20 protein-coding genes are annotated in these 18,981 nt (G+C 63.8%); 9 read left to right on the forward strand and 11 right to left on the reverse strand.

The genetic code is table 11. The features are described 5' to 3' along the window. The first annotated feature begins 243 nt into the window (after window positions 1–243). Window positions 244–951 (forward strand): 16S rRNA pseudouridine(516) synthase, encoded by a 708-nt coding sequence (locus tag U5A57_RS23070; RefSeq protein ID WP_321913948.1) that lies wholly within the window; start codon window positions 244–246, stop codon window positions 949–951. 155 nt (window positions 952–1,106) lie between these two features. Then, window positions 1,107–1,295, forward strand: coding sequence for a hypothetical protein (locus U5A57_RS23075; RefSeq protein WP_321913949.1), 189 nt, complete (start codon window positions 1,107–1,109; stop codon window positions 1,293–1,295). A gap of 34 nt (window positions 1,296–1,329) precedes the next feature. On the opposite strand, the gene U5A57_RS23080 is transcribed toward U5A57_RS23075, so the two are convergent. Next, the gene (locus tag U5A57_RS23080; protein ID WP_321913950.1) at window positions 1,330–2,415 is read right to left on the reverse strand and encodes an NAD-dependent epimerase/dehydratase family protein; all 1,086 of its coding nucleotides are present in this window, start codon (window positions 2,413–2,415) and stop codon (window positions 1,330–1,332) included. A gap of 131 nt (window positions 2,416–2,546) precedes the next feature. Between U5A57_RS23080 and U5A57_RS23085 the strand changes: the two genes are divergently transcribed. The 3 genes from U5A57_RS23085 to U5A57_RS23095 all read left to right on the forward strand — a co-directional run bounded on the left by U5A57_RS23085 (window position 2,547) and on the right by U5A57_RS23095 (window position 5,619). Next, window positions 2,547–3,578, forward strand: a complete 1,032-nt coding sequence (locus U5A57_RS23085; RefSeq protein ID WP_321913951.1) for a CDP-6-deoxy-delta-3,4-glucoseen reductase — start codon at window positions 2,547–2,549, stop codon at window positions 3,576–3,578. Between the two features lie 367 nt (window positions 3,579–3,945). Continuing rightward, window positions 3,946–5,130, forward strand: coding sequence for an acetylornithine transaminase (locus U5A57_RS23090; protein ID WP_321913952.1), 1,185 nt, complete (start codon window positions 3,946–3,948; stop codon window positions 5,128–5,130). Between the two features lie 18 nt (window positions 5,131–5,148). Next, window positions 5,149–5,619 carry a GNAT family acetyltransferase gene (locus U5A57_RS23095; RefSeq protein ID WP_321913953.1) on the forward strand — a complete coding sequence of 157 codons (471 nt, stop codon included), beginning with the start codon at window positions 5,149–5,151 and terminating at the stop codon, window positions 5,617–5,619. Window positions 5,620–5,714: 95 nt separating this feature from the next. Here U5A57_RS23095 and U5A57_RS23100 read toward each other — a convergent pair whose 3' ends face one another. The 7 genes from U5A57_RS23100 to U5A57_RS23130 all read right to left on the reverse strand — a co-directional run bounded on the left by U5A57_RS23100 (window position 5,715) and on the right by U5A57_RS23130 (window position 11,858). Beyond that, window positions 5,715–6,431 carry an ABC transporter ATP-binding protein gene (locus tag U5A57_RS23100; RefSeq protein ID WP_158758447.1) on the reverse strand — a complete coding sequence of 239 codons (717 nt, stop codon included), beginning with the start codon at window positions 6,429–6,431 and terminating at the stop codon, window positions 5,715–5,717. Continuing rightward, window positions 6,431–7,207, reverse strand: a complete 777-nt coding sequence (locus U5A57_RS23105) for an ABC transporter ATP-binding protein (RefSeq protein WP_321913954.1) — start codon at window positions 7,205–7,207, stop codon at window positions 6,431–6,433. Before U5A57_RS23105 ends, U5A57_RS23100 begins: the two co-directional genes overlap by 1 nt. A 15-nt stretch (window positions 7,208–7,222) precedes the next feature. After that, on the reverse strand, window positions 7,223–8,392 hold the full coding sequence (locus tag U5A57_RS23110) for an ABC transporter permease subunit (RefSeq protein ID WP_321913955.1): 1,170 nt from the start codon (window positions 8,390–8,392) through the stop codon (window positions 7,223–7,225). Window positions 8,393–8,408: 16 nt separating this feature from the next. Beyond that, complete coding sequence (locus tag U5A57_RS23115; protein ID WP_158758450.1) at window positions 8,409–9,359, reverse strand: branched-chain amino acid ABC transporter permease; 951 nt, start codon at window positions 9,357–9,359, stop codon at window positions 8,409–8,411. Window positions 9,360–9,572: 213 nt separating this feature from the next. Then, window positions 9,573–9,875, reverse strand: coding sequence for a hypothetical protein (locus tag U5A57_RS23120; protein ID WP_321913956.1), 303 nt, complete (start codon window positions 9,873–9,875; stop codon window positions 9,573–9,575). Window positions 9,876–10,425: 550 nt separating this feature from the next. Next, a complete protein-coding gene (gene ispH, locus U5A57_RS23125) occupies window positions 10,426–11,397 on the reverse strand; it encodes a 4-hydroxy-3-methylbut-2-enyl diphosphate reductase (RefSeq protein ID WP_321913957.1) in 972 nt (323 codons plus the stop codon). 5 nt (window positions 11,398–11,402) lie between these two features. Next, entirely contained in the window at window positions 11,403–11,858 is a 456-nt protein-coding gene (locus U5A57_RS23130) for an FKBP-type peptidyl-prolyl cis-trans isomerase (protein WP_201695416.1), read from the reverse strand. Window positions 11,859–12,047: 189 nt separating this feature from the next. On the opposite strand from U5A57_RS23130, the gene radC reads away from it, so the two are divergent. The 4 genes from radC (at window position 12,048) to nadB (ending at window position 15,468) form a co-directional block, all read left to right on the forward strand. Continuing rightward, window positions 12,048–12,869: a RadC family protein gene (radC, locus tag U5A57_RS23135; RefSeq protein WP_321913958.1), complete on the forward strand. Its 822-nt coding sequence runs from the start codon at window positions 12,048–12,050 to the stop codon at window positions 12,867–12,869. A gap of 303 nt (window positions 12,870–13,172) precedes the next feature. Continuing rightward, entirely contained in the window at window positions 13,173–13,406 is a 234-nt protein-coding gene (rpmB, locus tag U5A57_RS23140) for a 50S ribosomal protein L28 (RefSeq protein WP_027794135.1), read from the forward strand. Between the two features lie 10 nt (window positions 13,407–13,416). Next, the gene (gene rpmG, locus U5A57_RS23145) at window positions 13,417–13,584 is read left to right on the forward strand and encodes a 50S ribosomal protein L33 (RefSeq protein ID WP_027817504.1); all 168 of its coding nucleotides are present in this window, start codon (window positions 13,417–13,419) and stop codon (window positions 13,582–13,584) included. Window positions 13,585–13,866: 282 nt separating this feature from the next. Beyond that, entirely contained in the window at window positions 13,867–15,468 is a 1,602-nt protein-coding gene (gene nadB, locus U5A57_RS23150) for an L-aspartate oxidase (protein WP_321913959.1), read from the forward strand. Window positions 15,469–15,558: 90 nt separating this feature from the next. On the opposite strand, the gene nadC is transcribed toward nadB, so the two are convergent. From nadC to U5A57_RS23165, 3 genes are all read right to left on the reverse strand, one after another. Next, window positions 15,559–16,458: a carboxylating nicotinate-nucleotide diphosphorylase gene (nadC, locus tag U5A57_RS23155; RefSeq protein ID WP_321913960.1), complete on the reverse strand. Its 900-nt coding sequence runs from the start codon at window positions 16,456–16,458 to the stop codon at window positions 15,559–15,561. Beyond that, entirely contained in the window at window positions 16,459–17,589 is a 1,131-nt protein-coding gene (gene nadA / locus U5A57_RS23160) for a quinolinate synthase NadA (RefSeq protein WP_321913961.1), read from the reverse strand. A 175-nt stretch (window positions 17,590–17,764) separates the two neighbouring features. Continuing rightward, window positions 17,765–18,961: an acyl-CoA desaturase gene (locus tag U5A57_RS23165; protein ID WP_321913962.1), complete on the reverse strand. Its 1,197-nt coding sequence runs from the start codon at window positions 18,959–18,961 to the stop codon at window positions 17,765–17,767. Between the last annotated feature and the right edge of the window lie 20 nt (window positions 18,962–18,981).

The raw sequence follows: 18,981 nt of genomic DNA on the forward strand, positions 1-18,981 counted from the left end.
GCGCAGCGCGCGCACCGAGGCCGGGCGCTGCACGAGAAGATACTTGGGGGGTCAAATACGTAGGCGTCCAGGCCCGGCAACCGGGCCGGGCCTGCCAATACCTCGCGCTACGTTACGCCATCCGCCCGAAATACGTGGTCAAGCCGTGCGCGGCAAATTGGCAGGGCGTGCCTGGATCGCGCGGGGGCGCGCTGCACGTCGCGACGGATAAAATACCCCGCTCTACGCTGTTCGCCGTCCGTCATGAATCTCGAAAGCATTCTCTTCACCCAAGGTTTCGGCTCACGCCGCCAATGCCGCACGCTCATCGCCGACGCGCGGGTCGCCGTCGCGGGCGAGCCGTGCACCAACCCGCTCGCCACGTTCGACACGGCGGGCCTCGTCTTCAGCGTGGACGGCACGCCGTGGCCGTTTCACGAGCTCGCGTACATCGCGCTCAACAAGCCCGCGGGCTATGAGTGCTCGCGCGATCCGCAGCATCACCTGAGCGTGTTTCATCTGCTGCCGCCACAGTTCGCCGAGCGCAACGTGCAATGCGTCGGCCGCCTCGATCAAGATACGACCGGCCTCCTGCTGCTTTCCGACGATGGCCAGTTCGTGCACGCCTTCACGTCACCCAAGCGCAAGGTGCCGAAGCTCTACGTGGCGACGACACGCCACCCGCTCGACGAAACCCAACTGCACGCCCTGCGCGAAGGCGTGCTGCTGCACGGCGAGCGCCAGCCGAGCGCCGCCGTCGCGGCCAGCGCACGGGCGGACCACGAGCTGGAGCTAACCGTGCTCGAAGGCAAATATCACCAGGTCAAACGGATGGTGGCGGCGGCCGGCAACCGCGTCGAGGCGTTGCACCGCGAGCGCATCGGCGGCTTTTCCCTGCCCGCTGGACTGGCTCCCGGCGCCTGGCAATGGCTCGACGACGACGCGCTCGACGCGTTGCGCAACAAGGGGTAAACCACCACCGGGCGGCGCGAACGCCCGCCGCTCAGTGTGCTGACGCACCGATGCTTGCAAACTGGCACCGTTATCGCCGCGCCGCAGCATGTCCTTGCCGAGCTTCCGCCCTATACTCGTTTGTAGAACGATTACAAGTTGCAAGGAGGGGCATCATGATCATCAACGGCTCATTCGAAATCTCACTCGTGTTGATGGCCTTCATGGCGCTTGGGGCGGTTCTGATTGGGGGCCTGCTCGCGTCGATGCATATGCGACATCAGTACCATCCGAACCTCATCGGGGCGCTTATCGGAGCGCTAATGTGCTTCCTCCTGCTCGAAGCGCTGCCGGCCATCACGTGAACGGCACGCTTTGCGCCGCGCCGCCCGCCCGAAGTCACGGGTGCGGCGGCAGCGTGCGCAAGAAAGCATCGACATCCGGATAACGCAAACGCACGCCCAGTTCGCGCTTCAGACGCGTATTGGCGAGCCGGCGCGACTCGCGCATGAACGACAGCAAGACGGGCTCGAGTTCGCGCTCGGCCTGCGCGCGACTCACGCGTGGTGCGCGCGCAAGGCCGAAGGCATCGGCTACGCGGTCGAAATACTCGCCCATCTTCAGTTCGCTGTCGTCCGTCGCGTGGATCGTGCGCCCCGGGCGGCCATGTGTCGCGAGGCGCAGGAGAATCGCCGCAAGATCGTCCGCGTGGATGTGGCTCGTGTAGACGTCGTCGCTCGCGACGAGCGCCGGCGTGCGCTTCGCGAGGCGTGCGAGCGGGAGGCGGTTCGCTGCGTAAATGCCGGGAATGCGCGCGATCGTGGCGCTCAGCGCGCCGCCGCGCGCCGTTGCGCGCCGCAGTTGCCGTTCGGCCGATACCCGGCGTTTGGCGCGGGCGTTAGCTGGCTGCACCGTGCGAGTTTCGTCGATGCGCGCGCCACCGCAATCGCCGTACACGCCCGTCGTGCTTGCGTATACGAGCTTCGTGCGTTCGAGGCGCTGGCGCCGGGGGCGAGAAAACCGCCGGATGCGCTCGGGTACAATAACGGATGCTCCCGCGCCTGTGGCGGGGTCGAAAGCGCTGCGGCGCATGCGGCCCACGAGAGCACGTAATGGGGGCCGCAATGCGCGCGGCGCCACACCCGCCAGCACAGGCCGCGCCCTCGCACGGCGGCGCGCCGCGAGTGCTGCGAGCAGGCGGCGCGTGCGCAGGTCGTCGTCGCCGGTTTTTTGCGGCGGCGCCAGGTGCAGGACGGTGCCAGCCAGGCCCGCGATCCGCGTGAGGCTCGTGCGGAAATCGAGGTCGCCGCGCACCGGCGTTGCGCCCGCGGCCCGTACCGCGTCTGCGCGCTCGGATCGGCGCGTGAGCGCAAAAACGCGCGCGCGGTCTGGCCGCTCGCGCAACTGGGTGACGCAGCGCAGGCCGACGTCGCCGCAACCGACAATCAGGATGCGCGCACGGCGCAAGGTTCGTGTGGCAATCATGGTGGAACCATTTTAGCGGCCCGGGCCTCGCGGCGAAGGCCGGCAAGCAAACGCGGACACTAGCCGGAAAAGTCCGGAACTGGCCCGCACCCGGAATCAACCCTCGGATACAGACTTACGCTTCCCTGAATATGGCTTTCAACGTAACGCTCAAGCAAAGCGGCCGGCAATTCCAGGTCGAGCCCGACGAACCCATTCTCAACGCGGCCCTGCGCCAGGGCATCGGCCTGCCGTATGGCTGCAAGAACGGCGCGTGCGGCTCGTGCAAGGGCACGGTCTGCCACGGCGAAGTGGAGCAGCGCGCTCACGCGGCTTCGGCGCTGTCCAATGACGAAAGGACGCGCGGCATGGCTCTCTTCTGCTGTGCGACGGCGCAAACCGACCTCGAAATCGATATCCGCGAAGTGGCGGGCGTGGGCGACGTGCAGGTGCGCAAGCTGCCTACCCGCATCGCCGCCATCGAACGCAAGGCCGACGACGTCGTCGTCCTCAAGCTGCAGCTGCCCGCCAACGAGCGTCTGCAGTATCTCGCCGGCCAGTACCTCGAATTCATCCTCAAGGACGGCACGCGCCGCAGCTACTCCATGGCGAGCGCGCCGCACGAGGAAGGCCCGATCGAGCTGCACATCCGCCACATGCCCGGCGGCAAGTTCACCGACCACGTTTTCTCGCAGATGAAGGAGCGCGACATCCTGCGCTTCGAAGCACCGCTCGGCACCTTCTTCCTGCGCGAAGAGTCCGACAAGCCCATCGTGCTGCTCGCTTCGGGCACCGGCTTCGCGCCGCTCAAGGCGATTGTCGAGCACGCGGTCCACAAGAACCTGAACCGCCCGATGACGCTCTACTGGGGCGCGCGCCAGAAGAAGGACCTGTACCTGATGGATCTCGCCGGTCAATGGGCGAAGGACATCCCGAACTTCCGCTTCGTGCCGGTGCTCTCCGAGCCCGCCGCCGACGACAACTGGACCGGCCGCACGGGCTTCGTGCACCGCGCCGTGATCGAGGATCTGCCGGACCTTTCGGGCTATCAGGTCTATGCGTGCGGCGCACCGGTGATGGTCGAGTCGGCGCAGCGCGACTTTACGCAACATCACGGTCTGCCCGAAGACGAGTTCTACGCGGACTCGTTCACGAGCGCCGCAGACCTCGCGAACGCCGTCTGAGCGTTGTTGGGGCGGGTCGTTGCGTGCACAATGCAATGACCCGTATCGACCGGCAAAGCTGGCCGTCACGAAAAATTCTTCGGCCGATTGGACAAAATCGGCACATTGACGGTTTACATCGCCGTTCGGCTTGTCGTATTCTTGCGCCCATGAACTGCATCCTGTCCGCCCTCCGACGTCGCCGCTCGCCCCATCTTTAGGGCCTGGCTACTCGCGGACGCGCGTTGCACTTCGCAACGCACAGCAAGTTCGAATCACGAAAGCCACGGCCAGTCCGTGGCTTTTTGTTTTTCCGCCGTATCGTTTGCAACCCCGTTTGCAACCCCGTTCTCAACCCTTTAGCAGCCCCAACGCGGAGCCCGTTGCCATGAATTATTCCGAGTACCCGATCGAGTCGCTGATGTACATCACCAACCGGCCCGAAATCGTTTTCACGCATGGCAAGGGGTCGTGGCTCTACGACAACGAAGGCAAGCGATACCTGGACTTCATCCAGGGCTGGGCCGTCAACAGCCTCGGGCACTGCAACGAAGGCATGATCGAGGCGCTGGAAAAGCAGTCGCGCCTGCTCATCAACCCGTCGCCAGCCTTCTACAACGAGCCGATGGCGAAGCTCGCGGGCCTGCTCACCGAGCACAGCTGCTTCGACAAGGTGTTCTTCGCCAACAGCGGCGCCGAAGCCAACGAAGGCGCGATCAAGCTTGCGCGCAAGTGGGGCAAGAAGCATCGCGACGGCGCCTACGAGATCATCACGTTCGACCACAGCTTCCACGGCCGCACGATCGCGACGATGTCGGCGAGCGGCAAGCCGGGCTGGGACACGATCTACGCGCCGCAAGTGCCGGGCTTCCCGAAGGCGGACCTGAACGATATCGCCTCGGTTGAAAAGCTCATCAACGCGAAGACCGTCGCCGTGATGCTCGAGCCGATCCAGGGCGAAGGCGGCGTCATTCCCGCCACGCGCGAATTCATGCAGCAACTGCGCGCGCTCACGAAAAAGCACGGCATCCTGCTGATCGTCGACGAAGTGCAAAGCGGCTGCGGTCGTGCCGGCACCCTCTTCGCCTACGAACTTTCGGGCATCGAGCCGGACATCATGACGCTCGGCAAGGGCATCGGCGGCGGCGTGCCGCTCGCGGCGCTGCTCTCGAAGAAGGAAATCGCCGTGTTCGAAGCGGGCGACCAGGGCGGCACGTACAACGGCAACCCGCTGATGACGGCCGTGGGCTATTCGGTGATCTCGCAACTGGTTGCGCCCGGCTTCCTCGAAGGCGTGCGCGCGCGCGGCGAATATCTGCGTGAAAAGCTGCTCGAACTTTCGGCCGAACGCGGCTTCCAGGGCGAGCGCGGCGAAGGCTTGCTGCGCGCGCTGCTGCTCGGCAAGGACATCGGCCCGGAGATTGTCGAGAAGGCGCGCCTCATGCAACCCGATGGCCTGCTGCTCAACGCCGCGCGTCCGAACCTGCTGCGCTTCATGCCGGCGCTGAACGTGACGACGCAGGAAATCGACCAGATGATGGCGATGCTGCGCACGATTCTCGACTCGCTGTAATCGGACGGAGCACGGGCGATGTCCATCACGATCCGCGTGTTCAGCGAAGCCGATACGGAAGCGGTGATCGCGCTTTGGCTGCAGGCGTTTCCCGAGTACAACGACACGAGCCGGCCGCACCGCAATCCGCGGCTGTCGATCGCGAACAAGCTCGGCACGCAGCCGGAGCTTTTCTTCGTCGCGATTCGCAGCGACGGCGACGTTGACGGCGCACTCGTCGGCACGGCGATGGCCGGTTACGACGGGCATCGCGGCTGGCTCTATTCGGTCGCCGTCGCGCCCGAAGCGCGGCGTCACGGTCTCGGCACGCGGCTCGTGCGTCACGCGGAAGATGCGCTCGCCGCGATGGGCTGCCTGAAGCTCAACCTTCAGGTGCTCACCGACAAGGCCGAGGTGCTCGCGTTCTACGAGCGGCTCGGCTATCGCGCCGACGCCGTGGTGAGTCTCGGCAAGCGACTCGCCGTGCAGGAGTCCGAAGCGCTCGCCTGAGCCTGATTCGTCGATGGCATGAAAAAAGCCGCATGGGTGACCCACCCATGCGGCTTTTGTTTTATGCGGCCGCGAGGACCGCAACGCCGTGCAGCTTACTCGCCCAGGTACGCGGCGCGCACCTTCGGATCGTCGAGCATCTGCTTGGCTTCGCCTTCCATCGTCACGAGGCCCGAGTCCATCACGTAACCGCGGTTCGCCGCCTGCAGCGCGAGGCGCGCGTTCTGCTCGACGAGCAGCACCGTGATGCCTTCCGACGAGATCGTGCGCACCACCTCGAAGATCTTCTCGACCATGATCGGCGAGAGACCCATCGACGGCTCATCGAGCAACAGAAGCTTCGGCTTGCTGATGATCGCGCGCGCCATGGCCAGCATCTGCTGCTCGCCGCCCGAGAGCGTGCCTGCGAGCTGCGTGGCGCGTTCCTTCAGGCGCGGGAAGAAGCCGAACATGCGGTCGACGTCCTTCTGGATGCCATCGTTGTCGCTGCGCAGGTACGCGCCCATCTGCATGTTTTCGAGAATCGACATGCGCGCGAAGATGCCACGGCCTTCCGGCACCATCGCGAGACCGCGCTTGAGCAACTCGTACGCCGGCACGCCCTTGATCGACTGGCCCATGTACTCGATGTCGCCCGCCGAGTACGGCTTCAGGCCCGTGATGGCCTTCATGGTCGTGGTCTTGCCTGCGCCGTTCGCGCCGATCAGCGTGACGAGTTCGCCCTGGCGAACTTCCATGTCCACGCCCTTGACCGCCTGGATCCCGCCGTAGTTGACCTGCAGACCCTTGATTTTCAGAACCGATGTCGACATCAGTGAACCCCCGCACCCAGATATGCCTCGATCACCTTCGGGTCCTTCTGCACGTCTTGCGGCAGCCCTTCGGAGATCACCTTGCCATAGTCGAGCACTGTCATCCGGTTGCACAGGCCCATCACCAGTTTCACGTCGTGCTCGATCAGCAGGATGGTCTTGCCATCGGCGCGGATCTTGTCGAGCAGGCGCGTGAGTTCGACCTTCTCGGTCGCGTTCATGCCGGCCGCCGGCTCGTCGAGCGCGAGCAGCTTCGGATCGGTTGCGAGCGCGCGCGCAATTTCCAGACGGCGCTGGTGGCCGTACGAGAGATTGCGCGACGTGTAGTCCGCGTACTGCGCGATGCCCACGTATTCGAGCAGTTCGATCGCGCGTTCCTTGATCTCGCGTTCTTCCTGCCGCTCCGACGGCGTCTGGAACACCGCGCCGAGCAACCCGTGCTTCGTACGCACGTGACGACCGACCATCACGTTTTCGAGCGCGGTCATGCCACCGAACAGGCGAATGTTCTGGAACGTACGCGCAATGCCGGCCTGCGCCACCTGATAGACGGCGGTCGGCGTATAGGCCGTGCCGTCGAGCTTGAACTCGCCCGAATCAGGCGTGTAGAGACCGGTGATCACGTTGAAGAACGTGGTCTTGCCGGCGCCGTTCGGACCGATCAGGCCGTAGATCGTGCCTTCCTCGATCTGCAGGCCGACGTCGGACAGCGCCTGCAGGCCGCCGAAGCGCTTGTTCACGCCCTTCACGGACAGGCGAATGGATTTGTTGCTCATAGTCTGTTCTCCCCGTTATGCGCGAATCGGCTTCTTGCTGGCGCGCTTGGCGATCTTGGCGATCTTGTCCTCGTGCTTCGCCGCGGGCCACAGGCCTTCCGAGCGATACAGCATGATGACGACCATGGCGAGGCCGTAGAGCAACTGGCGGATGACTTCCGTATCGACGATTTCGTGGCCGAACAGCATGTGCTGGAGCGGGCCCATGGTCGAGCGCAGGAACTCGGGGAAAATGGCGAGCAGCACGGCGCCGAGAATCACGCCGGGGATGTGGCCCATGCCGCCCAGCACCACACAGGCGAGCACGACGACCGATTCCCAGAACGTGAACGATTCCGGCGACACGAAGCCCTGGAACGCACCGAACATCGCGCCCGAAAGACCGCCGAACGACGCGCCCATCGCGAACGCGAGCAGCTTGACGTTACGGGTGTTGATGCCCATGGCCTTGGCGGCGATTTCGTCTTCGCGGATCGCGGCCCATGCACGGCCGATACGCGAGTGCTGCAGACGCGTACACACCCAGATCACGAGCAGCGCACAGATCACGAACACGTAGTAGTACATGTACACCGACGTGAAGGTGAAGCCGAGGATCTCATGCGGCTGCGCGAGGTTGAAGCCCATGACCTGCAGCGGCGCGACGCCAGTGATACCCTGCGGCCCGTTGGTGATGTTCACCGGACGGTCGAGGTTGTTCATGAAGATACGAACGATTTCCCCGAAGCCCAGGGTCACGATGGCGAGGTAGTCGCCACGCAGACGCAGTGTCGGCGCGCCGAGCAGCACGCCGAAGAGCGCGGCGAGCGCCATCGCGCACGGAATCACGATCCAGTACGGCGTATGCATCCCGCCCGGGAACATGTTCGCGATCCAGGCGAACTGATTCGCGAGGTGCGGCGAAGTCAGCAGCGCGGCCGTGTAGGCGCCCACCGCGTAGAACGCGATATAGCCCAGGTCCAGCAGGCCGGCGAAGCCCACCACCACGTTCAGGCCCAGCGCGAGCATCACGTACAGCATCGCGAAGTCGAGCACGCGCACCCAGTAGTTGCCACCCGTGGCGCCGACCACGAAGGGCAGCGCGGCCACGACGATGGCCGTCACGATACCCACCGCGAGGGTCTTCGTCGTGTTCTTTTCGGGGATGAGCGTCGTCGACGGCTCGATCGGTTGAATTGAAGTCATGTTGTGCTACTCCCTCTTATGCGCGGTCCGCGACACGTTCGCCCAGCAGCCCCGACGGACGGAACACGAGCACGACGATCAGCACGATGAATGCGAAGACGTCCTGGTAGTTACTGCCGAACACCCCGCCGGTCAGGTTGCCGATGTAGCCTGCGCCGAGCTGCTCGATCAGACCGAGCACCACGCCGCCGACCATCGCGCCGCCGAGGTTGCCGATACCGCCCAGCACGGCCGCCGTGAAGGCCTTCATGCCGGGGATGAAACCCATGTAGAAGTGCGCGTTGCCGTACTCCGAGGCGATCATCACGCCGGCGAGGGCCGCGAGCGCCGAGCCGATCATGAACGTGGCCGAGATCACGAAGTTCGGGTTCACGCCCATCAGCGAGGCATTGTTCGGGTTCTCGGCGATCGCGCGCATGGCGCGGCCGAGCTTGGTCTTGTGCACGAGGAGCAACAGACCCGCCATCACGAGGAACGCGACCACGATGATGACGATTTCCGTCATCGAGATCACGGCGCCCACGCCGGTTTCAGTCGGCTTGATGACGTTGATCGGGTCGGTCGAGATGAGCTGGGGGAACGCGAGCGGGTTACGGCCCCAGATGATCATGGCGAGCGTCTGCAGCAGGATCGACACACCGATGGCGGTGATCAGCGGTGCGAGGCGCGGCGCCCGGCGCAGCGGCCGGTACGCGACCTTTTCGATCGTGTACCCGACGCCCGCACACACGACCGCGGCGACGGCCAGGGCGATGCACAGCGTGGGGATGTTCCCGAGGCCCGGGAAATGATTGTGGAGCACATTGATCGCGGAGAGCGCGACCATGGCGCCCACCATGAGCACGTCGCCGTGCGCGAAGTTAATGATGCCCAGAATCCCGTACACCATGGTGTAGCCCAGAGCGATGATGGCGTAAATGCTGCCAAGCACCAGCCCATTCAGGATCTGCTGGATGAAAATATCCATTTAATGCTCCTTAGCCCGTGCAACCGGATTCGCGCTCGTCATCGGCCGGTGGGCGATGTTTTACGGAACCACAACGACACTTTCGGGTATTGAAGTAAAAACCGGTAACGGTTGGCCGCCCTGGTTCGCGTTGCCGCTGTGTTGCAGCGGCAGGCTCGCCAAAAGCGGATGCAAAAACGGCACCGTCGGATGGTTCGGTGCCGTCGGGTTCAATCAACTACGCGTCATATTCACGTTGGCGTATTCACGGCGAGCCTCGCGGCCCGCAAACGCGAATGCGTCAAACGTCATGACTCCCTCTCCCCGGCCGCCCACGCGCTTCAGGATCTCACCTGCGAGATCCATCGCACCCAGGCGGCGAACCGGCATGACAACGCCGGAGCATGCAAAAGCAATCTGCATGCCAGGAATGATCGATGTTGCGCTCATACCCGTCTCGACATTGCGGCTGTGCCACGTGTTGCGTAGCGCAACCGCATTAATCGATGACGCGGAAAAAGCAGACTTGAATTGCATTAATCAGGTCTCCTGCGCCTTCCGAAATGCTTGCCTGATGGCCTTCTCAACGATGTCCAGCCTTCAGAACGCGCGCATTGTAACGCCAATTATGCGACGGGCAATATTGTTGAACCGGCAGGGTTTTCCTGCATTGCAACCATATTTTTAGATAACAGCCTGTATCGGGTTGCACCGTAGGTTGCGCCGCATTTTCGTGCACCAGTTGCACCAAAAATCCGCGGGTTTCGCATCATGTGTTGCGAATAATGGCCGCAATGCCTTGTCAGGCGGGCATTGGTTCAAATGAACGGTATTTAAGGGAGAGCATAAAAATGCCGCCCCGACGCGGTGCATGCGTGTCGAAAGCGTGTCAATTACCTCATACATTTGGGGTCATACCACGCAATTCGATGCCCCACTCTAGCGAAAACACTAATAAGAACACCCGGCCAATGTGAGGTTAACCTCTCTTTTCTGGCAATATGACCCTTATTAATGACGCCCTGCGTCCGTCGCGGGCATAAAAAAACGCGCCGGATGGGCGCGTTTTTGCAGGGAGCGGGAAGCTTCAGGCCGGCTGGCCGAGTCCACGCGGCAAGGGGAACGCAATGTTCTCCTCGATGCCTTCGAGTGCACGCACGTTGCGCGCACCAAGTTCGTGCAGACGGCGAATGATTTCCTGCGCGAGCGCCTCGGGAGCCGACGCTCCAGCCGTCAGACCGATCCGGCGTTTGCCGACGAGCCACTGGGGGTCGATCTGCTCGGGGGCATCCACCATATAGGCGGGAATGCCGCGCTTCTCGGCCACTTCGCGCAGCCGGTTCGAATTGGAGCTGTTCGGGCTCCCCACCACGATCACGACATCGCACTGCGGCGCCATGAACTTGACGGCGTCCTGGCGATTCTGCGTGGCGTAGCAGATGTCCTGCTTCTTCGGCTCGCGAATCGCCGGAAAGCGCGTCTTGAGCGCGGCGATGATTTCCGCGGCGTCGTCCACCGACAGCGTGGTTTGGGTGACGAACGCCACGCGCTGCGGATCGCGCAGCTTGAGCGCCTCGACGTCGGCAATGTCTTCGACGAGGTACATGCCCTCGGCCACCTGCCCCATCGTGCCCTCCACTTCTGGATGGCCCTTGTGCCCGATCATGACGATGTCGAGCCCTTCGTCGCGCATCTTCGCGACTTCCACGTGCACCTTCGTGACGAGCGGGCAGGTCGCGTCATACACGCGCAGTCCGCGCGCCTCGGCATCGGCACGCACCGACTTGGAGACGCCGTGCGCACTGAAGATCACCGTGTTGCCGGACGGGACCTCATCGAGCTGCTCGATGAAGATCGCGCCCTTCTTGCGCAGGTCTTCGACGACATACGCGTTGTGGACGATTTCGTGACGCACGTAGATCGGTGCGCCGTGAAGCTGGATCGCGCGTTCGACGATCTCGATGGCCCGATCGACGCCGGCGCAGAAGCCACGCGGCTGGGCGAGCAGGATTTCCGCTTCCGTCAGGTCTGCGATGAGGGACGTGTCCGTGTTGGTCATGGGCTTTAAAGGATTCCGATGATTTGCACTTCGAACGCAACCGCCTGGCCAGCGAGCGGATGGTTGAAATCGAACAGCGCGGAGGTCTCGTTCACTTCCTTGAGCACCCCCGCGTAGCGGCCGCCGTTGGGCGCATTGAACTCGATCAGGTCGCCCGGGCTGAACTCCTCGCCGATCATGCCGTTCTCGCGCAGGGTCTTGAGCGAGACGCGCTGGATCAGGTCGGGGTTGCGCTGGCCGAAAGCGACGCCCGGTTCTAGCTGAAAGGTCGAGTGGTGCCCCACCTTCAGGCCCTGCAAAATATCTTCCAGCGGCGGCGCGAGCTGGCCAGCTCCCATCAGCAGAGTGGCGGGACGGTCGACAAAGGTATTGACGATTTCGGTGCCATCGGCGAGCGAAAGCCGGTAATGCAGCGTCACGTGGGAACCGGGTTTCACTTCGGAGATGTCGATGATGCTCATGCGTAACTCTTTTCGTCGGAACGCGCGCTTCGCGCGTGCGCGCCGCAAGGCGCCGGTCCGGCTTGCCTTGGGCGGCCGGAAAACATCTATTGTAAGCCACTTGGCCGGGGCGGTCGCGGCACGATTGTGCGCTGCCACCACCCGCGCTCGCGTACGCCGCGCGCTCCTTATTTGTCTGTGGAGATTGCCATGACCGAACTTGCCTGCCTGCCAGACACGGCGCCCAGCACGATTGCCGGCACCTTCGCCGGCCGCCCGCACGGCCTGGGTTGCGCGGAGCGCGGCCCAGGCGACGCCGCCCTTCCCGCACCGGCTACGCCTGCGGTGCCGGTTCGCAACAGCGGGGCTGCGGCACGACGCCGCGACATGCCACGCGAGCGGCTGCGCACGGCGGGCGCGGCCGCGCTATCGGACGCGGAACTGCTAGCAATCCTGCTCGGCTCCGGCTTGCCGGGCCACGATGTCTTCGAAGTGGCCCGCACGCTGCTGGCCCAATTCGGATCGCTGCGCGCCATGCTCGACGCGCAGCGCGAAGAATTCCTGGCCTTGCGCGGCATCGGGCCCGCGAAAGCCTCGATGCTGCAGGCGGTGACCGAACTTGCGCGGCGCGCGCTCGCCGAAGCGCTCGACGACAAGCCGCTCGTCGACTCTCCGGGCGCGGTCGAGGACTATTTGCGTCTCTTGATCGGCGGGCGGCCGCACGAGGTGTTCATCTGCCTCTTTCTGGATGCGCGCCATCGGCTGATCCGCTCGGAGGAAAGCTCGCGCGGCTCGCTCACGCGCATGGCGGTGTATCCTCGTGAAATCGTGCGGCGTGCGCTAACCCTTAATGCCGCGAGCCTCATCGTCGCCCATAATCACCCTTCGGGCGCGGTGCAGCCGAGCGCGAGCGACCGGCGCCTCACGCGGGTGTTGCGCGAAACGCTGGCGCTCGTGGAGGTTCAACTCATCGATCACCTGGTCATTGGCACGCGCGAGACGTTTTCCTTCGCGCGCCAGGGCTGGAGCTGAGGCTGCCGCGCACGCGTGGTGGCACCCGCGGCGACCGCAGACAGCTGCAGGAAACTGCGAGCAACCGCGGCAGCGCACAACGATATCCGCAAATCGTGTTTGATTTTCCTGGTATTTTTCTGCTAGACTCACGGTTTGCCTATTTCCAACCCTGTTCCGAAGCCCATCGAGGTCTTCCAGGGGAAATACGGCCTGGGTTCGAGGTTGTCTCTCATCCATACGTGAGCGCGCTCTTATTCCGGCCATTTCTCGCCTGGGAAACTTAAGCGGCTCTCGAACTCAGAATTTCCGTAGGAGTGTCTCATGGCACGTGTATGCCAAGTCACTGGGAAAGCGCCGATGAGCGGCAACAACGTTTCCCACGCTAACAACAAAACCAAGCGCCGTTTCCTCCCGAATCTGCAAAACCGCCGTTTCTGGGTTGAAAGCGAAAACCGTTGGGTGCGCCTGCGCATCTCGAACGCAGGCCTGCGCCTGATCGACAAGAACGGCATCGATTCCGTGCTCGCAGACCTGCGCGCACGCGGCGAACTGTAAGGAGTAAATCATGGCCAAGGGTATTCGCGACAAGATCAAGCTCGAGTCGACCGCAGGCACGGGTCACTTCTACACGACCACGAAGAACAAGCGCAACATGCCGGAAAAAATGTCGATCAAGAAGTTCGACCCGGTTGTTCGCAAGCACGTCGAGTACAAGGAAACCAAGATCAAGTAATTGATCGGTTTCGAGCCTGACGAAGACAGAAAAACCCCGCTTTTTAGCGGGGTTTTTCTTTTTGCGCGCCGGTCCTGGACACCACCGCGCCTAGGTTCGCGCCGTGCAAAGGTGTTTTAACTGCAGCGCCCAAACTGCCGCTACCCCTTCGCTCGTCTCTCGGAGTATGCTTCCCGCTTTATACCGGCTGCCACACGCGTGTCATACGTCCGCGACGGCGCAGGACCGCGGCAAATGCGGCGGCCAGAATGCGTAGAACAAGAGAGACGGAGAAGCAGGATCATGAATTTCGATGTAGCGATCGTCGGCAGCGGCCTCGCAGGACTGAGCGTCGCGCTGAATCTCGCCGACTCGCGTCGTGTGGTCATCATCGCCAAGCGCGCGATGACCGAAGGCGCGAGCGACCGCGCGCAAGGCGGCATTGCCGCCGTGCTCGACTCGGCCGACAGCGTGGAGAACCACGTGGACGATACGCTCGTCGCCGGCGGTGGCTTGTGCGACGAGGCGGCCACGCGCTACATCGTCGAGCATGGCCGCGAGGCGATCGAATGGCTGATCGCCCAGGACGTGCCGTTCACGAAGGACGCCGCCGCCGAACTCGGCTTTCACCTCACGCGCGAAGGTGGCCACAGCCATCGCCGCATCATCCACGCTGCCGACGCCACCGGCCACGCGGTCGTGCAAACGCTGCTCGAGCGCGCCCGCTCGCACCCGAACATCACGATCCTCGAAGACCATCAGGCAATCGACGTCATCACGTCCGACCGTCTGGGACTGCCGGGCCGTCGCTGCCACGGACTGTATGCGCTCGATCTGAAGAACGACCGCACGGTGACGATCCAGGCGCCGCACACGGTGCTCGCCACGGGCGGCGCGGGCAAGGTCTACCTCTACACGACGAACCCCGACACGGCCACCGGCGACGGCATCGCCATGGCATGGCGCGCGGGCTGCCGCGTGGCGAACATGGAGTTCATCCAGTTCCACCCCACTTGCCTTTTCCATCCGCATGCCAAGTCGTTCCTGATTTCGGAAGCCGTGCGCGGCGAAGGCGGCGTGCTGCGCCTGCCCGACGGCACGCGCTTCATGCCCGAGCACGACGAGCGTGCCGAACTGGCGCCGCGCGACATCGTCGCCCGCGCGATCGACTTCGAGATCAAGAAGCACGGCATCGACTGCGTGCATCTCGACATCAGCCATCAGCCGCCGGCGTTTCTTGAGGAGCACTTCCCGACCATCCTCGCGCGCTGCCGCGAGTTCGGCATCGACATCACGAAGGAGCCGATTCCGGTCGTGCCCGCCGCGCACTACACCTGTGGCGGCGTCGTCACCGATCTGGCCGGGCGCACTGATCTCGCGGGCCTGTACGCCGTGGGCGAGACCTCGTACACCGGCCTGCACGGCGCGAACCGGCTCGCGAGCAATTCGCTGCTGGAGTGCCTCGTGATCGGCCGCTCGGCGGCCGAGGCGATCGAGGAAGAAGGCTTCAGCGCTGGCGCGCATGCACCGCTGCCCGACTGGGACGAAAGCCGCGTTTCCGATTCCGACGAGGAAGTCGTCGTTGCCCACAACTGGGACGAGCTGCGCCGGCTGATGTGGAATTACGTCGGCATCGTGCGCACTGACAAGCGCCTCGAGCGCGCGCAGCATCGCATCGCCCTGCTGCGCGATGAAATTCTCGAGTACTACGCGAATTTCCGCGTCACGCGCGACCTGCTCGAATTGCGCAACCTCGTCGAAGTCGCTTCGCTGATCGTGGAAAGTGCGCGCTCGCGCCGCGAGAGCCGCGGCCTGCACTACAGCCGCGACTGGCAGAACTCGCTGCCCAAGGCGCTGCCGACCGTGCTCGCACCGGAGCGCGTGCGCAATCGCACGGTTTCTTAAGACCTACATAGCAAGCGCGCCGCAAAAACAAAGGCCGCCTCATCGCGAGGCGGCCTTTTTGTTTCAGTTCAGCTCAGTGAGCTTGCAGACTCAGACAATGCGCATCGAGAAGTCCGTCGCGCGCACGTCTTTCGTCAATGCGCCAATCGACACCCGGTCCACGCCCGTTTCCGCAATCGTGCGCACCGTGTCGAAGTTCACGCCGCCCGAGACTTCGAGCACCGCGCGCCCCGCCGTGAGCTTCACCGCGTCGCGCATCATGTCGAACGAGAAGTTGTCGAGCAGAACCGACTTGGCGCCGTGCGCGAGCGCCGTTTCGAGCTGTTCGAGCGTCTCGACTTCGATCTGGATCGGCACGCCTGCATCGAGCGCGAGCGCAGCATTCATCGCCGCGTCCACGCCGCCCGCCGCCGCGATGTGGTTTTCCTTGATCAGGATGCCGTCGTAAAGCGCGAGGCGCTGGTTTGCGCCGCCGCCCACGCGCACTGCGTACTTCTGCGCGAGGCGCAGGCCGGGCAGCGTCTTGCGCGTGTCCAGAATACGCGTGCTCGTATGCGCGATCATGTCGACATAGCGGCGCGTCACGCTCGCCACGCCCGAAAGAAGTTGCAGGAAGTTCATCGCGTTGCGCTCGGCCGTGAGCAGCGAGCGCGCCGGACCGCGCAGCGAGCAAACGGTCGTGTCGGCGGCCATGCGGTCGCCTTCGCGATAATGCCAGCGCACCTCGATGCGCGGATCGACCTGCTTCACTACGCCGTCGAACCAGAGCACGCCGCACAGCACGGCCTCTTCGCGCACGATGATGCGTGCGTCGCGCATTTCGTCGGCGGGCACGAGGCGGCCGGTCTGGTCGCCAGGGCCTACGTCTTCCTCTAGCGCGTCGGCCACATTGCGCACGATCGCGGCGTCGAACGCTGCGCCGTACTGCGCGCGCACTTCATCGAGCACGGGCGAAACGGCATCGACTGCGAGCAATTCGAGTGCACCCATTTACGCCGCCCCCACTTGCGAGAACAACGCGGTGTCGCGCGCAAGGTCGCCGCTCGCCTGCACGCGGCGCTTGTGCTCCGCCGCGAACGCCAGCATGCGGTCGATCGGCAGACGCGCGCGTTCACCGATCGCGGTGTCGACGTGAATCTCGTTGTGGCCGCGCTCGAGCACGTCGGCGAGATTCGCGAGGCCGTTCATGGCCATCCACGGGCAATGCGCGCAGCTCTTGCAGGTGGCGCTGTTGCCGGCCGTGGGCGCTTCGATGAAGGTCTTGCCCGGCGCCGCGAGACGCATCTTGTGCAGGATGCCTAAATCGGTCGCGACGATGAAGCGCTGCGCGTCGAGCTTCACGGCGGCGTCGATCAGCTGCGTGGTCGAGCCGACCACATCCGCAAGCGCAACGACCCCTTCCGGCGATTCGGGGTGGACGAGAATCTTCGCGTCCGGGTATTCCGCGCGCAGCAGATCGAGCTCGATGCCCTTGAACTCGTCGTGCACGAGGCACGAGCCCTGCCACAGCAACATGTCCGCGCCGGTCTTCTTCTGGATGTAGCTGCCCAGGTGGCGGTCCGGCGCCCACAGAATTTTTTCGCCCTTGGCGTGCAGGTCGGCGACGATCTCGAGGCCGATGGACGACGTGACCATCCAGTCCGCACGCGCCTTCACAGCCGCACTCGTGTTCGCATAAACGACGACGGTACGGTCCGGATGCTCATCGCAAAACGCGGAAAATTCGTCGATCGGGCAGCCGAGATCGAGCGAACAGGTCGCATCGAGATCGGGCATGAGAATGCGCTTGTTCGGACTCAGAATCTTCGCCGTCTCACCCATGAAGCGCACGCCCGCCACGACGAGCGTCTGTGCCTCGTGGTCGCGGCCGAAGCGCGCCATCTCGAGCGAATCGGCCACGCAGCCGCCCGTTTCGTCGGCGAGCTCCTGCAATTCGGGGTCCACATAATAGTGCGCGACGAGCACCGCCTTCTCGCGCTTGAGCAACGCGCGAATCCGCTCCTTCAATGCAACGCGCTCTGCCGTGGACGGTGCGTCGGGCACGCGCGCCCAAGCCTGTCCAACGCTGCAGACGGCACCCTGCGGCCGGTCGTATTCGACCTTCCTGATTGCCTGACTCATGATCTCCTGCCCCTACCGATCGCCGCGCCATTGAAGCCATTGTGGGGACTCCGGCTTTTTTGCGGCCCAAAAAGAAAAACCCCGCCAGCGCGGGGTTTTGTGACGTCTCGTCATTCTAAAGGATTTTCTTACGCCCTACTGAGGGGCCAAAATCCCCTCCGGACGATGAGGCCAATCAGGCGTAACGGCGCAGACGCGACGCGAATTCCTGCAGCGCCTTGATACCGCTTTGTTCAGCGCGATGGCACCAATCCTGGAGCTGTGTGAGCAGTTGTTCGCGCGAGGCGCTCGAACGTTCCCAGATTGCGGCCAGTTCGTTGCGCAGTTCGATGTACGTGCGCAGCTTCTGGCTGTTCGCGAAAATTTGCGGAAGCTGGCGCTTCTGCGGCTCGTTCAGGCTGGCTTCTTCCTTGTCGAACCACTTGCGTGCACCACGCATGACCTTGTACTTCTCGCGCTCGCCCACTTCCTTGAGGTGCGCGAGTTCCTGGCGGTACGCCTGCTTCACGGCCTTGCCGTAACGCGCCATCACTTCGTAGCGATTGGACAACACGGCCTGCAGCGTTTCGTGATCCGGCACCAGCTTGCCCTTGGTCAGGCGCGGCGTGGGCGCGACCTTCTTCACCTTGGCAAGACCCACCGCTTGCATCATGCGGATGTACATCCAGCCGATGTCGAACTCGTACCACTTGTTCGAGAGCTTCGCGGAAGTCGCGAACGTGTGGTGGTTGTTGTGCAGTTCCTCGCCGCCGATGATGATGCCGAACGGAAGAAGGTTCGTGCTTGCGTCGGACGAATTGAAGTTGCGGTAGCCCCAGAAGTGACCGAGGCCATTCACGACGCCAGCGGCCCAGAACGGGATCCACGCCATTTGCACGGCCCACACGGTCAGGCCGACCGCGCCGAACAGCGCGACGTCGATCACCATCATGATGCTCACGCCGAGAATGGGGTAGCGCGTGTAGACGTTGCGCTCCATCCAGTCGTTGGGCGTGCCGTGGCTGAAGCGGCGCAGCGTTTCTTCGTTCTTCGCTTCGGCGCGATAGAGTTCGGCGCCCTCGAGCAGCACCTTCCAGATGCCGCGCGTTTGCGGGCTGTGCGGATCTTCTTCCGTTTCGCACTTGGCGTGGTGCTTGCGGTGAATCGCCGCCCACTGGCCCGTGAGCATGCCCGTGGTCATCCACAGCCAGAAACGGAAGAAGTGGCTCGCAATGGGGTGCAGGTCCAGCGCGCGGTGCGCCTGGCAGCGGTGCAGGTACACCGTCACGCCGATAATCGTGATATGGGTGACCACCGCCGCGAACAGCACGATCTGCCACCACGAGAAATGGAGCACGCCGTGGGCGAGGAAATCAAGCAGGGAGTTCAACAAGGCATTTACCTGTGAAGCGA

Origin of the sequence: Paraburkholderia sp. J11-2, assembly GCF_905220185.1 — a bacterium.
Lineage (GTDB): Bacteria > Pseudomonadota > Gammaproteobacteria > Burkholderiales > Burkholderiaceae > Paraburkholderia.